Source organism: Lysobacter sp. Soil_C_15 (genome assembly GCF_057657315.1).
The window spans coordinates 503,432-515,743 of record NZ_JBDGIR010000002.1 but is presented as its reverse complement, the minus strand read 5'-3'; the positions used below and the strand labels follow the sequence as shown (position 1 = coordinate 515,743).

The 12,312-nt window shown below is 70.8% G+C and carries 15 protein-coding genes; 6 read left to right on the top strand and 9 right to left on the bottom strand.

Annotated elements, in window-relative coordinates:
- The first annotated feature begins 66 nt into the window (after positions 1 to 66).
- Positions 67 to 1,722, top strand: a complete 1,656-nt coding sequence (locus tag AC3A57_RS06295; RefSeq protein WP_487578104.1) for a serine hydrolase — start codon at positions 67 to 69, stop codon at positions 1,720 to 1,722.
- Positions 1,723 to 2,100: 378 nt separating this feature from the next.
- Here AC3A57_RS06295 and AC3A57_RS06290 read toward each other — a convergent pair whose 3' ends face one another.
- A complete protein-coding gene (locus tag AC3A57_RS06290) occupies positions 2,101 to 3,012 on the bottom strand; it encodes a LysR substrate-binding domain-containing protein (RefSeq protein ID WP_487578103.1) in 912 nt (303 codons plus the stop codon).
- Between the two features lie 115 nt (positions 3,013 to 3,127).
- On the opposite strand from AC3A57_RS06290, the gene AC3A57_RS06285 reads away from it, so the two are divergent.
- Positions 3,128 to 4,435 (top strand): PQQ-dependent sugar dehydrogenase, encoded by a 1,308-nt coding sequence (locus tag AC3A57_RS06285; protein ID WP_487578102.1) that lies wholly within the window; start codon positions 3,128 to 3,130, stop codon positions 4,433 to 4,435.
- A 21-nt stretch (positions 4,436 to 4,456) separates the two neighbouring features.
- Here AC3A57_RS06285 and AC3A57_RS06280 read toward each other — a convergent pair whose 3' ends face one another.
- Positions 4,457 to 5,035, bottom strand: coding sequence for a hypothetical protein (locus tag AC3A57_RS06280; RefSeq protein WP_487578101.1), 579 nt, complete (start codon positions 5,033 to 5,035; stop codon positions 4,457 to 4,459).
- Positions 5,036 to 5,211: 176 nt separating this feature from the next.
- On the opposite strand from AC3A57_RS06280, the gene AC3A57_RS06275 reads away from it, so the two are divergent.
- The 3 genes from AC3A57_RS06275 (at position 5,212) to AC3A57_RS06265 (ending at position 7,064) form a co-directional block, all read left to right on the top strand.
- The gene (locus tag AC3A57_RS06275) at positions 5,212 to 5,364 is read left to right on the top strand and encodes a hypothetical protein (RefSeq protein WP_487578100.1); all 153 of its coding nucleotides are present in this window, start codon (positions 5,212 to 5,214) and stop codon (positions 5,362 to 5,364) included.
- Between the two features lie 48 nt (positions 5,365 to 5,412).
- Complete coding sequence (locus tag AC3A57_RS06270; protein WP_487578099.1) at positions 5,413 to 5,919, top strand: hypothetical protein; 507 nt, start codon at positions 5,413 to 5,415, stop codon at positions 5,917 to 5,919.
- A gap of 149 nt (positions 5,920 to 6,068) precedes the next feature.
- Complete coding sequence (locus tag AC3A57_RS06265) at positions 6,069 to 7,064, top strand: LLM class flavin-dependent oxidoreductase (protein ID WP_487578098.1); 996 nt, start codon at positions 6,069 to 6,071, stop codon at positions 7,062 to 7,064.
- Positions 7,065 to 7,110: 46 nt separating this feature from the next.
- Here the strand turns inward: AC3A57_RS06265 and AC3A57_RS06260 are convergent, their stop codons facing one another.
- The 4 genes from AC3A57_RS06260 to AC3A57_RS06245 form a co-directional block, all read right to left on the bottom strand.
- The gene (locus AC3A57_RS06260) at positions 7,111 to 7,467 is read right to left on the bottom strand and encodes an FKBP-type peptidyl-prolyl cis-trans isomerase (protein WP_487578406.1); all 357 of its coding nucleotides are present in this window, start codon (positions 7,465 to 7,467) and stop codon (positions 7,111 to 7,113) included.
- A 226-nt stretch (positions 7,468 to 7,693) separates the two neighbouring features.
- Positions 7,694 to 8,248 carry an SRPBCC family protein gene (locus tag AC3A57_RS06255; protein WP_487578097.1) on the bottom strand — a complete coding sequence of 185 codons (555 nt, stop codon included), beginning with the start codon at positions 8,246 to 8,248 and terminating at the stop codon, positions 7,694 to 7,696.
- Positions 8,249 to 8,297: 49 nt separating this feature from the next.
- Positions 8,298 to 8,708 carry an ArsR/SmtB family transcription factor gene (locus AC3A57_RS06250; protein WP_487578096.1) on the bottom strand — a complete coding sequence of 137 codons (411 nt, stop codon included), beginning with the start codon at positions 8,706 to 8,708 and terminating at the stop codon, positions 8,298 to 8,300.
- 103 nt (positions 8,709 to 8,811) lie between these two features.
- Positions 8,812 to 9,627 carry an MmyB family transcriptional regulator gene (locus AC3A57_RS06245; RefSeq protein ID WP_487578095.1) on the bottom strand — a complete coding sequence of 272 codons (816 nt, stop codon included), beginning with the start codon at positions 9,625 to 9,627 and terminating at the stop codon, positions 8,812 to 8,814.
- A gap of 128 nt (positions 9,628 to 9,755) precedes the next feature.
- Between AC3A57_RS06245 and AC3A57_RS06240 the strand changes: the two genes are divergently transcribed.
- Positions 9,756 to 10,160, top strand: coding sequence for a hypothetical protein (locus tag AC3A57_RS06240; RefSeq protein WP_487578094.1), 405 nt, complete (start codon positions 9,756 to 9,758; stop codon positions 10,158 to 10,160).
- A 593-nt stretch (positions 10,161 to 10,753) separates the two neighbouring features.
- On the opposite strand, the gene AC3A57_RS06235 is transcribed toward AC3A57_RS06240, so the two are convergent.
- Genes AC3A57_RS06235 through AC3A57_RS06225 form a run of 3 tightly spaced genes read right to left on the bottom strand, consistent with a single transcriptional unit; the run spans position 10,754 to position 12,267 of the window.
- Entirely contained in the window at positions 10,754 to 11,233 is a 480-nt protein-coding gene (locus AC3A57_RS06235; RefSeq protein WP_487578093.1) for a GNAT family N-acetyltransferase, read from the bottom strand.
- Positions 11,234 to 11,240: 7 nt separating this feature from the next.
- Positions 11,241 to 11,756, bottom strand: a complete 516-nt coding sequence (greB, locus tag AC3A57_RS06230) for a transcription elongation factor GreB (protein ID WP_487578092.1) — start codon at positions 11,754 to 11,756, stop codon at positions 11,241 to 11,243.
- 7 nt (positions 11,757 to 11,763) lie between these two features.
- Positions 11,764 to 12,267 carry a copper resistance protein NlpE gene (locus AC3A57_RS06225; RefSeq protein WP_487578091.1) on the bottom strand — a complete coding sequence of 168 codons (504 nt, stop codon included), beginning with the start codon at positions 12,265 to 12,267 and terminating at the stop codon, positions 11,764 to 11,766.
- Positions 12,268 to 12,312: the final 45 nt, after the last annotated feature.

Below are 12,312 nucleotides of genomic sequence, written 5' to 3'. Positions count from 1 at the left end.
CGTTCCGACCCTGGCGCGGCGGCGCGGCATCGCCCACAGTGCGGATTGCATCCGCGGAACCCGACCATGCCCCGATCCGACTGGAAGACCCAAGGCGCCGGCCTGCTGCTGTGCCTGAGCGCGAGCGCCGCCGCCGCTGCCGTGCCCGCGACGGCTCGGCCCGCTGCCGACCAGCCCTCCGCCGAGCCGGCGCCGCTGCCGGAGCAGTTGCGCGACTTCGACGCCTATGTCGAAGGCGTGCGCCGCCAGTTCGAGGTGCCCGGCATCGCCGTCGCCATCGTCAAGGACGGCCGGGTGGTGCTGGAACGCGGCTACGGGGTGCGCGAACTCGGCAAACCCGACGCCGTGGACGCCCATACCCTGTTCGCGATCGCCTCCAACACCAAGGCCTTCACCGCCGCCGCGCTGTCGATGCTGGCCGACGACGGCAAGCTGAGCCTGGACGACCGGGTCATCGACCATCTGCCCTGGTTCCGCATGGCCGACCCTTACGTGACCCGGGAAATGCGCCTGCGCGACCTGCTCGCCCACCGCAGCGGCTTGGGCCTGGGCGCCGGCGACCTGCTGTACTGGCCAGGCACCGATTACAGCAACGAAGAAGTGGCGCGGCGCCTGGCGGAAGTGCCGCTGAGCGGCGGCTTCCGCGCTCAGTACGCCTACGACAACATCCTCTACGGCGTAGCCCAACTGGTGATCGAAAAGGCCAGCGGGCAGAGCTATCGCGAGTTCCTGGCGCAGCGCATCTTCCGCCCGCTGGGCATGGACGAGACGCGCTACAACAGCGACGCCCTGCGTCCCGGCGACAACGTATCCAGCGGTCACGCCAAGGCCGATTTCAAGGACCTGCAGCCGGCGCCGCGGATGACCTGGGCCAATGTCGCCGGCGCCGGCGGCCTGTATTCCAGCGTCCACGACATGAGCAAGTGGATGCGGGTCCAGCTCGACGGCGGGGTGTACGCGCGCAGCGGCGACAAAGAGCAGCGCTTGTTCAGCGCCAAGCGCCAGCAGGCGATGTGGTCGGTGGTCACGCCGATGCCGATCGCCGAGCCCTCGGTGCCGGAACTGGCCGCGGTGAAACCGAACTTCGCCGGCTACGGCGAGGGCTGGCAGCTGACCGATTACCGCGGCCGCAAGCTGGTCTGGCATACCGGCGGCTGGCCGGGCATGGTTTCGCGGGTGACCCTGGTGCCCGAACACAAGCTCGGCGTGGTGGTGCTGACCAATGCCGAATTGGCCGGGGCGTTCCACGCGGTGACGATGCGCGCGCTGGACGCCTACTTGGACGCGCCGCGCACCGACTGGAACGCGGCTTATGCGGCGGCCCTGGCCAAGAGCCGCAGCAAGGCCGACGACGACTGGGCCAAGCACTTGGCCGCACGCGCGCCGGACTCGCGTCCGTCGCTGCCGGCGGCGGGCTATGCCGGCACCTACCGCGACCCGTGGTACGGCGACGTGCGCATCGAGGCGGCCGCCGACGGCAAGCTGCGCCTGCGTTTCGCCCGCACCGCGGAACTGGTCGGCACGCTCGAGCACTGGCAGCACGACAGTTTCATCGTGCGTTGGGACCGGCGCTGGCTCAACGCCGACGCGTTCGTCAATTTCGCCCTGACCGAGGACGGCAAGGTGCGCGAGCTGCGCATGGAAGCGGTGTCGCCGCTGACCGATTTCAGCTTCGACTTCCAGGACCTGCGCTTGAGTCCGGTCGCGGCGTCCGGTTCCTGAGCGCCATCTAGCCTCGTCGCTGCGTCTTTGTCCTGTACCCCTGTAGGAGCGGCGCGAGCCGCGACCGCCATCCCTCAATCTCGCCGCGTCTTGTCCTGGAACCCCTGTAGGAGCGGCGTGAGCCGCGACCGCGCTGCTGCGGTCTCGCGCCGGTTCCGACGGGGCCGCAGACGCCGGTCCCGACCATCCGTCCGGCCGGGGTAGGGGGACGCGTCGCCGCTGCGTTCAGTAACCAGGACGGATCGTCGTCGACCCGCCGCTTCTTCTCCAGGGGAGCGGCGGATGCTTGTGGCGCGTCGCGGGACCGTGCCCGCCGCGCCACTTACGGCCCCGCATCGCGGCGCTACGCGGTGCGGGGCCTTTCCTTGTCGCCGGCGCTCATTCCCAGGCCGCGGCGCCATCCTGCGGCTGCAGCCGCTCGGCGAGGAAATCCAGAAAGCAGGCGATGCGCGAGGCCAACCGGGTGTTGCGGTAGTACACCGCGTTGATCGGCTGGCGTACGTCCAGGGTCTGCTCGGCCAGCAACTGCACCAGGTCGCCGCGGCGGCGATCCTCGCGGGTCATGAAGTCCGACAGGCAGACGATGCCTTCGCCGGCCAGAGCCAACTGACGCAGGGTCTCGCCGCTGGAGGCGTGCAACTGCGCGGCGATCTCGAGCTCCGCGCCGTGCGCGTCGCGCAGCGGCCAGCGGTTCAGGGTCGCGGTCGGGGCGAAACCGAGCAGGCGGTGCGCGGCCAGTTCGGCGACGCTGCGCGGTTCGCCGCGGGCTTGCAGATAGGACGGGCTGGCGAGTACCCGCAGGCGGCTGCTCGGCAGCGGCCGGGCGTGCAGGCTGGAGTCGGCCAGGCGGCCGATCCGGATCGCGACGTCGGTGCGTTGTTCGATCAGGTCGACGATCCGGTCGTTGGTGTTTAGCTCCAGCTCGATCTGCGGATAACGTTCGCCGAACGCGCCGATCAGCGGCACCACCACGTGCAGCATGAACGGCGAGGCCGCATTGATGCGCAGGCGCCCGGCCGGTTGCTGGCGGCGTAGCGCCATGTGTTCTTCGGCGTCTTCGACCGAGGCCAGGATCGCGCGCGCGCGGGCCAGAAAGGCCTCGCCTTCCTCGGTCAGTTCCAGGCGCCGGGTCGTGCGTCGCAACAGGGTGGTGCCGAGCTTGTCCTCGAGCCGGCTCAGCGCGCGGCTGACCCCGGACACGGTTTGCGCCAGCGATTGCGCAGCGGCGGTGATCGATCCGGTGTCGACCACGGTGGCGAAGGCCTGCAGTTCTTCGAGGGCGATCTTCATCGTCCGCATTTTAGGCACAGGCTGCGCAGGCGGGCGGAGCGCAGTGACCGCGTTCTCAGCCCGATAACGGCGCCGCGGGCATGCTGGCGGCACGCTGCGAACCAGGAGAATCCGCATGATCCGAGCGCTGCGACGGCTGGCGACGCTGTGCGCCGCCGCGGCCCTGTGCGCCTGCGGCGAATCGGCGAGCCTGCAGGTGTCCGACGGCACCGGCCCGCGGCCCAAGCTGCCGGCGCCGAACCGGACCACGATCCCGACCGTCAACATCGCCCCGGCGGTGGGCTGGCCGGACGGCGCCGCGCCGACCGCGGCCGCAGGCCTGGCGGTGAACGCCTACGCCACCGGCCTGGACCACCCGCGCTGGCTGCACGTGCTGCCCAACGGCGATGTGCTGGTCGCCGAAAGCAATGCGCCGGCGCGCAAGCGTTCCGGCCTGAAGGCGTGGATCACCGGCAAGGCGATGCAGCGCGCCGGCGCCGCGGTGCCCAGCGCGGACCGGATCAGCCTGCTGCGCGACGCCGACGGCGACGGCGTGGCCGAACTGCGCACGGTATTCCTCAAGGGCCTGCATTCGCCGTTCGGCATGGCCCTGGTCGGCGAAGATTTCTATGTCGCCAATGCCGATGCGGTGTGGCGGTTCCGTTATCGCCAGGGCGCGACGCAGATCGCCGAGGCGGGGACCAAGATCACCGACCTGCCGGCCGGGATCAACCATCACTGGACCAAGAACCTGATCGCCAGCGGCGACGGACGCAAGCTCTACGTCACCGTCGGCTCCAACAGCAACGTCGGCGAGAACGGCATGGAGATCGAGGCCGGCCGCGCCGCGATCTGGGAGCTCGACCGCGCCAGCGGCCGCAAGCGCCTGTTCGCGACCGGGCTGCGCAACCCCAACGGCCTGGCCTGGGAGCCGCAGACCGGCGCGCTGTGGACCGCGGTCAACGAGCGCGACGAGATCGGCAGCGACCTGGTGCCCGACTACGTCACCTCGGTGCGCGACGGCGGTTTTTACGGCTGGCCCTACAGCTACTACGGCCAGCATGTCGACGTGCGGGTCAAGCCGCCGCGGCCGGACCTGGTGGCCCAGGCCCTGGCGCCCGACTACGCGCTCGGCCCGCACACCGCGTCGCTGGGCATCGCGTTCTCGCACGGCACGCGTTTGCCGGAGCGCTATGCCAACGGCTTGTTCGTCGGCCAGCACGGCTCCTGGAACCGCAAACCCAAGAGCGGCTACAAGGTGATCTACCTGCCGTTCCGCGACGGCCGCCCGGACGGCGCGCCGCTGACGGTGCTGGACGGTTTCCTCGACGCCAAGGAGCAGGCGCGCGGCCGCCCGGTCGACGTGCGCCTGGACCGGCACGGCGACCTGCTGGTCAGCGACGATGTCGGCAATGCGGTGTGGCGGGTGACGGCGGCGCGCTGAACGCTTCGCCGCGCGTCCGGCTCAGTCGCAGCCGTCGCGGCGTCCGTCGAACAGGGTCTGGGCGATCGGCGGCCGGCGCGGCCGCAGCGGGCCCAGGCCGTCGATGCTCAGGTGCAGGCGCTCGTCTTCGACTTCGATCCGTAAGCGTTGCGCGCCGGCACTGGCGCGGTACTCCAGGGTGGTCGCGCCCGATGCCGCATCCGCCGCGGCCCGGCCGGCGCCGAGCACGCGGACGAAATCGATCCGGGTGCGGGTTTGCTGGACCAGGCCTTGCGGCGCGGGGCCGCCGGTATCGGCGGCCGGTGCGGCGCGGGTCAGGCTGGCGAGTTCGCCGTCGCGCGAGAACTCCAGGTGCAGGCGGCGGTCGGGATCGTCGCCGTCGGCGCGCTGGATCTGTCCGCCCAGCCAACCCGGGCGATCGTGGTCGGGCAGCAGCCGCAACAGGCGCGTGGCCTTGCCGTCGGGTTCGACGCGCTGGATCCAGCAGCCGCGCACCCGGTCCAGGTCGGCGGCGGGCGAGGCGGCGGGCGGCGCCGCGGCGCCGGCCGAGGACAGCGCGAACAGCGCCGCGACGGCGGCGACGGAACGGGGTGGGGACATCGCGGCGCTCGTTGGGAACCGGACCAGTGCGTCACCTTAAGCCGGCGCCGCGCGCTTGTCGCGCTGCGGCCTGGGTTCGCTCAGGCGCCGCTCAGCGCCGCAGGCTGGCGGCACTTGGTCGCCACCGCCGCGGCGCTTAAGCTCGGACGCGAAATCGGCAACGGCGGAGGCGATGCATGAGCGTGGCGGCGATCCTGGTCTTGGCGGCCGGTCTGTATCTGGCCTTCAAGCTGGTCGGGTTCCTGCTCAAGGCGGCGATGTGGGGCGTGGTCGCCGCGGCCCTGTACTGCCTGGCGGCGCCGTCGCTGGGCTGGCCGCTGCCGTGGTGAGCATCCGCGCGGTGGCGTAGTTCTTTTTTCGAACCAGGACGGTAGGCGATGAACGACAGTATCGGCTCGACGCACGGCGACCACGCGCAGGACGCCCGGGATCCGATTCCCCTCGAGTGGCAGGAGGACGTGCAGGACATCGGTCGCCTGGTGCGCGCGGTCTACGCCTGCATTTCCGGGCCGGCCGGCGCGGCGCGCGATTGGGCGCGCCTGCGCTATCTGCAGCATCCGCGCGCGCTGTCGCTGCGCACCGTGGTGCAAGCCGACGGGTCGACCCGCGCGGCGGTGTTCGATGTCGAAAGCTATATCGCCGACGTCGCGCCGCTGTTCGCCGAGCATGCCTTCTACGAGGTCGAGACCGACCAGCGCATCGAACGCTTCGGCCAGGTCGCCCACGTCTGGAGCAAGTACGAGGCGCGGCCGGCGCCGGATTCGCCGGTGCTGCTCAAGCGCGGCGCCAACAGCATCCAGCTGTGCCACGAACACGGCCGCTGGTGGGTGTTCTGCACGGTCTGGGACAACGAGCGCGACGGGTTGAGCTTCGACTTGTTCTGAGGCGCCGCCCGCGGCTTTGCCGGGTGTGGCGTCGCGTGATCGATCGGTGCCGCACCGGCAACACTGCGTATCCGGATACGATCCGCCGCGGCGCTGGAATCGCGCGCCGCGGCCCCCAGATCGTTGGGATATCCTCCGGATCGCCGCCCATGCTGCCGTTTTCCGTACTCGATCTCGCCCCCGTCACCGAAGGCAGCGACACCCGTCAGGCCTTCGCCAACAGCCTGGCGCTGGCCCGGCACGCCGAGGCCTTGGGCTATACGCGCTATTGGCTGGCCGAACACCACAACATGCCCGGCATCGCCAGCGCCGCGACCGCGGTGCTGATCGGCCATATCGCCGCCGGCACGTCGACGATCCGGGTCGGCGCCGGCGGCATCATGCTGCCCAACCACGCGCCGCTGCAGGTCGCCGAGCAGTTCGGCACCCTGGCCTCGCTGTATCCGGACCGGATCGACCTCGGCCTGGGCCGCGCGCCGGGCACCGACCACGCCACCGCGCGCGCGCTGCGTCGCTACTACGACGGCGCCGACAGTTTTCCGCAGGACGTGGCCGAGTTGCTGCATTACTTCGAACCGGCCCAGCCCGGACAGGCGGTGCGCGCGGTGCCGGGCGCCGGCCTGGAGGTGCCGGTATGGCTGTTGGGCTCGAGCCTGTTCAGTGCGCGCCTGGCCGCGGCGATGGGCCTGCCGTTCGCGTTCGCCTCGCATTTCGCTCCGGACGCGATGGACGAGGCGCTGACCCTGTACCGGCGCGATTTCGTCCCGTCGGCGCGGTTGCCGCGGCCGCATGCGATGCTGGCCTTGAACGTGGTCGCGGCCGAGCGCGGCGATGAGGCGCGACGCTTGTTCACCACCCAGCAGCAGGCCTTCGTCAATCTGCGTCGCGGCCGGCCCGGGCTGATCCCGCCGCCGATCGACGACATCGAACGGTTCTGGACGCCGCTGGAGAAAGCCGGCGTGGCCCAGGCGCTGGCCTGCGCGGTGGTCGGCGACGCGGCGCAAGTCGGCGAGGGCATCGCCGCTTTCGTCGCCCGCCATCGTCCGGACGAGTTGATGCTGACCGCGAATATCTACGATCACGCCGCGCGCCTGCATTCCTTCGCTCTGGCGGCGCAGGCCTGCAAGACCTTGCGCGCGGCCTGAGCCGCGCGCCGGCCGCGTCGCGCGCCGATCGGCGCGCACGACGGGCTCAGCGTTGTTCGACGCCGAGCAGTTCGACTTCGAACACCAGCGAGGTGTCCGGCGGGATCACCCCGCCGCCGGCCCCGGCGGCGCCGTAACCCATGTCCGGCGGCACCATCAGCACGCGCTTGCCGCCGACCCGCATGCCGGCCACGCCGTCGTCCCAGCCGCGGATCACCCGCCCGGCGCCGAGCAGGAATTCGAACGGCCGGCCGCGGGTCAGCGAGCTGTCGAACTGGGTGCCGTGCTTGTCGGCGGCCTTTTCGTCGTACAGCCAGCCGGTGTAATGCACGATCACGGTCTGTCCCGGCTGCGCCACCGCACCGGTGCCGACCTGCTGGTCGATGGTCTGGAACTGGGCGATGCGGCCGCTGTAGACCTTGGCCGCCGCGCCTTCGCCCGCGGCCTCGGTGCCGGAGCGCTGGCAGGCGCTGACGGCCAGTGCGGCGCAGAGCAGGGCGGCGCCCAGGCGCGCGGCGCGCAGGCCGCGCGGCAGGGACGCAAACACGGAAACGGAATCGGACACGCGCGACCTCTAAGTTCGCCGACAAGGGCGCACAGCTTAGCCCCTGCCGGCGACGGCGGCGCGCTCACCCGGCCGGGATGCGGCGTTCGTACTCGGCTTCCAGGCGGGTGTGGTTGCGCCAGAACCCGCCCGGCTCCTGATCGGACAACTGCGCCAGCAACACGTCCAGATGGGCGTGCCAGCCGCTGGCGACGCTGACCATGGCGTTGCGGTCGGCGAGGCGGCGGTGGGTGACGATCAGCTGCACTTGATCGCCGCGTTCGCTGAGTTGGAACTCGACCTCGGACGACTCGTCGCCGGCCTCGTTCCAGGTATAGGCCAGGCGATGCGGCGGATCGATTGCGGTGATGCGGCCGTATTCGCGTATTTCCTGCGTGCAGTGCGAGTACTTGGCCGGCGGCGGATCGTCGCCGCGGCTCAGGCGGCCGTGGTCGAAGCGCAACTCGACCGCGCCGCCGGGGCGCAGGTCCATGTCGCCGCCGGCGAGCCAGCGCGCGCGCAGATCGGCGTCGGTGAGATAGGCCCAGACCCGGTCGATCGGGCCGGGCAGCATGCGTTCGATGCGCACCGTGTCGGAAGCGACGACGGTGCCGTAGTCCAGGGGCGTCAGCGAGTTCATGATCGAGTCCTCCGGCCGCGCAGCGGCCTGTCGGGGTGGGCGGACGGTTTCAGCCGCGCGTCCGCGGTTTGCGTCGCGTCGCCGGGGGCGAGGCGGATGAAGAGGCCAACACGGCGTCGGCGCCGCGCTGGCGGTCGTCTTCGCGCAGCAGCGCTTCGAGCAGGTCCAGGCGCTGGTTCCAGAAGCGTTCGTAGTGACGCAACCATTCGTAGCCGCCGTGCAAGGGCGCGGCCTGCAGGCGGCAGACGTGGCTGCGGCCGCGTACCGTGCGCTCGATCAGGCCGGCGCGCTCCAGCGACTTGATGTGCTTGGACGCCGCGGCCAGGGTCATGCGGAACGGCTCGGCGAGCTCGCCGACGCTGCGTTCGCCCTCGGCCAGGCGCCGCAGCATCGCCCGCCGGGTCGGATCGGCGAGGGCATGGAATACGGCGTCGAGCCGCTCGGAACTATCGTCAACCATGGGGTTGAATATCCGCTCGACCCCGGCGATTGTCAACCTTTTGGTTTAATGTTTGCCGCGCCGCCGACCAGCGGTCGAAGACCGATCCCTGGGCCCGTGGGACTCAATGCCCGGGCGGCATCGGCTCCAGGCTCGCGCCGAACGCGCGCATCGCCTGCGCGGTGGCGGCGTCGGCGGGGAAGAAGGACTCGATCGCCAGTTCGGACAAGGTCACGTCGAGCGGGGTGCCGAACACGGTGATGGTGCTGATGAAGGCCAGTTCGCCGAAATCGCTGCGGACCCGGAACGGCACCGCCACGTGCGCCGCCGGCGACAGCATCGATTCGTCGTAATCGTCGTCGCAGGGGTAGGCGGCCAGTTCGGCATGCAGTTCGGCCAGCACCGCGTCGCCGGTGCTGTCGGCCAGGTGGCGCAGCCGATGCAGCAGATGCGCGCGCCATTCGCCGAGGTTGACGATGCGCGGCGCCAGGCCTTCGGGATGCAGGCTGACCCGCAACACGTTGGACGGCCGCGCCAGCAGATGCTCGGCGACCCCGACCAGCAAAGGCGCGACCGCGCGGTTGTGCGAGATCAGGTTCCAGTGCCGGTCCACCGCCAGCGCCGGGTGCGGCTCGTGGCCGTACAACACCAGGTCGACCGCGGCCTGGGCCTCGCGCAGCGCCGGATCTTCGAGCCGGCGCTCGGCGTACATCGGCGCCAGCCCGGCCGCGGTCATCAGCACGTTGCGCTCGCGCAGCGGTACCTCGAGGCGGTCGGCCAGACGCAGCAGCAAGGCTCGGCTCGGTAGCGAGCGCCCGGTCTCGATGAAGCTGACGTGGCGGGTCGAGACCTCGGCCATTTCGGCCAGGTCGAACTGGGTCAGACGGCGACGCTGGCGCCAATCGCGCAGCAGCTCGCCCACGGGGCGCAGATCGTTCATGCGCTCACCATAGCCCGAGGCAGCGGTCGGCGGCATTACCTGGCAGGTAATCGACCCGCGGCCGCCGCGGAGGTGTGATGGCTACCGAGATTCGCACCCCTTCAACCGCTAGCCTCCAGGAGCCGACCATGGCCATCGCCGCTCAAGCTCGTCCTTCTTCTCTGTTACGTCGTGCGCTGGTCGCCGACGCGGTCATTTCCGGCGCCGTCGGCGCCTTGCAACTCGCCGTGGCCGGACCCTTGTCCGGCTTGCTGGCCATCGAGGCGGGTTGGCTGCAACGCAGCGGCGTGATCTTGCTGGCCTGGACCGCCTTGCTCGGCTGGATGTTGACCCGCAAGACGGTCTCGCCGCCGATGGCGTGGACGGTGATCGGGATCAACCTGGCCTGGGTCGCGGCCTCGATCCTGGTACTGGTCGAAGGCGCGATCGCGCCGAACACCCTGGGCACGGCTTATGTGTTGGCGCAGGCGGCGGTGGTGGCGATCTTCGCCGAACTGCAATTCTTCGGCCTGCGCAGGCAGTCGCGTGGCTGAGGGCGGGGCTGCAAACCGCCCGGTCGCATCGACGGCTCTCGCTCAGGCGAGGGCCGTCGTGTTTTCGGGCAGTCGGGGCGTGCGGAAGGACCGCGAATCGCCATCGCCGTGGCCTGGACGCGTTGGATCGCGCGTCTGATGAACGACCGGGCCCGATACTCGGGGGCCGGCCCGCGCCGATTCGCGCAGCCTGGGGGGGAGCGCGATGCACCGATTCCGGGGCTGTTCGCCGCGACGTTGTCGATCGTCGCGCCGGCGATGGCGCAACCCGGACCGATCCCGGCGATGAGCGCCGAACAGGTCGCCGGCATGCTCGACGGCGGCACTCGCCTGGGAAGCGAATCGACGGCGACCTCAACGGCGCTGGCGCCATCGACACGGTTCCGGTCGGCCGCGGCGAGGCCGACGATTCGGGCCGGGGCGACCCGGCCATCGATTACGCGCCGGTCAGGCGCGAGAAGAAACCGAGCAAGCCGCAGTACAGGGAAACCATGCCGAATCCGATTCGCCGCTGGAGCCCAAGCCCGCCGGGGATCGAGTCGCCGTACTGGCCGATCTGCGCAAACGCCGGTGCGGTCGCGGCGTCGATCCGATCAGGCCTGCGGCGACCGCCACAGCATCGGCGTCGAGGGTATGCCGCCGCGCGTCTGCTCTTCGCCTTGAACTTCGAAACCCAGACGCAGGTACACGCCGACGGAGTTGCGCGAAGCGTTGACGGTGATCTGCGCGGGCCAGGCCTCGCTCAATAAGGGATGCGCGCGCAGGCCGGACCAGAGCCGACGCGCGATGCCGCGGCGTTGGAGGCGGTCGTCGACGAACAGGTTGTACAAATGCGCCGGCAGGCGCAGCGCGGCCACGCCGACGATGCGGCCTTCGGCTTCGGCGACCAGGTAGGCATGCCCGGCGAGCAGGCGCTCGCGGGTGGCCTCGGTGCCCATCGAGGCGGTCAGCGCGGCGCGGCCGTCGACATCGCAAAGCGGAAAGATCCAGCGTTGCGCCGAAGCCAGGACCAGGGCGCTGATGGCTTCGGCGTCCGTCGCCGTGGCGATCCGCAGAGGGGCCTCGTCGCTCACAGGCGGCTCACTCCTCGGCCGGCGGCCGATAGCCGACTTCGACGATGACGAAGCGGGTCGGGCCGGCCGGCAGCAGCGCTTCGAATTCGTCGTCGACCCGGCGCTTGAGCATCGCGCGCGCCAGCGGCGAGTCGATGCTGATGTGGCCGAGCCGGGCGTCGGTTTCGTCCGGGCCGACCACGCGATAGCGCGCGGTCTGCCCGTCGGCGAGGTTCTCGACCTCGACCCAGGCGCCGAAGAACACCGCCTGCGGGTCGCTGGGCACGGTGTCGATCACCCGCAGCAGCGGCAGGCGCTTGCTCAGGTAGCGCACCCGCCGGTCGATCTCGCCGAGCTGCTTCTTGCGATAGGTGTACTCGGCGTTCTCCGAGCGATCGCCCTCGGCCGCCGCGGCGGCCAGGGCTTTGACGACTTCGGGGCGGCGCAGCCGCCACAACTCGTCCAGTTCGTGCTTCAGCCGCGCGTGGCCCTCCCGCGTGATCAGGGCCGTGCCGTGTTCGGCGGGAGGGCGCCAGCGACTCATGCCCGGGTCACTGCGCCGCGGTGGCGCGCTTGAGGCTGTAGTTGAGCTCGGACTCGATCTTCTTGCCTTCCTGGTCGAGCAGGCGGATCTCGTCGTTGGACACGACCTCGTACAGGCGGTCCTGGTCGCTCTTGCTGTTCGGGTCCAGGCGCAGGCGCTTGCCGTCCTCTTCCGCGGCCCAATGGCCGTCGCCCTTGGCGTTGCCGTCCTTCTTGCCCTGGTAGGTCTCTTCGACGGTGTAGCTGCCGTCGGCCTTGAAATCGATCTTGGTATCGATGCCGCTGCAGTCGGCGCAGGGTAGGGTGCCGGCGAAGGCGCCGGCGAAGGCGGCAACGTCGAAAGCGGCCTTGGGCGCTTCGGCGACCGGCATCGTCTCGGCCGGAGCGGCCGGGGCCGGAGCGGTTTCGGCGGCCTTGGGCGCATCGGCCGCGGGGGCGGCTTCGTCGGGCTTCTTGCAGGCGCTCAGCGAGAGCGCGGCGAGGCAGGCGAGGGCGAGCAGGTGCTTGGTCACGGGCGGATCCTGATGGAGTGGATGGGACGGCGGCCGCACGGCCGC

Bases quoted from the DNA above. Each gene is read 5' to 3' on its own strand.
- greB (WP_487578092.1), bottom strand. From the start codon at position 11,756: ATGAGTCGCTGGCGCCCTCCCGCCGAACACGGCACGGCCCTGATCACG.
- AC3A57_RS06240 (WP_487578094.1), top strand. From the start codon at position 9,756: ATGGCCATCGCCGCTCAAGCTCGTCCTTCTTCTCTGTTACGTCGTGCG.
- AC3A57_RS06275 (WP_487578100.1), top strand. From the start codon at position 5,212: ATGAGCGTGGCGGCGATCCTGGTCTTGGCGGCCGGTCTGTATCTGGCC.
- AC3A57_RS06295 (WP_487578104.1), top strand. From the start codon at position 67: ATGCCCCGATCCGACTGGAAGACCCAAGGCGCCGGCCTGCTGCTGTGC.
- AC3A57_RS06290 (WP_487578103.1), bottom strand. From the start codon at position 3,012: ATGAAGATCGCCCTCGAAGAACTGCAGGCCTTCGCCACCGTGGTCGAC.
- AC3A57_RS06280 (WP_487578101.1), bottom strand. From the start codon at position 5,035: ATGTCCCCACCCCGTTCCGTCGCCGCCGTCGCGGCGCTGTTCGCGCTG.
- AC3A57_RS06245 (WP_487578095.1), bottom strand. From the start codon at position 9,627: ATGAACGATCTGCGCCCCGTGGGCGAGCTGCTGCGCGATTGGCGCCAG.
- AC3A57_RS06250 (WP_487578096.1), bottom strand. From the start codon at position 8,708: ATGGTTGACGATAGTTCCGAGCGGCTCGACGCCGTATTCCATGCCCTC.
- AC3A57_RS06285 (WP_487578102.1), top strand. From the start codon at position 3,128: ATGATCCGAGCGCTGCGACGGCTGGCGACGCTGTGCGCCGCCGCGGCC.
- AC3A57_RS06265 (WP_487578098.1), top strand. From the start codon at position 6,069: ATGCTGCCGTTTTCCGTACTCGATCTCGCCCCCGTCACCGAAGGCAGC.
- AC3A57_RS06270 (WP_487578099.1), top strand. From the start codon at position 5,413: ATGAACGACAGTATCGGCTCGACGCACGGCGACCACGCGCAGGACGCC.
- AC3A57_RS06255 (WP_487578097.1), bottom strand. From the start codon at position 8,248: ATGAACTCGCTGACGCCCCTGGACTACGGCACCGTCGTCGCTTCCGAC.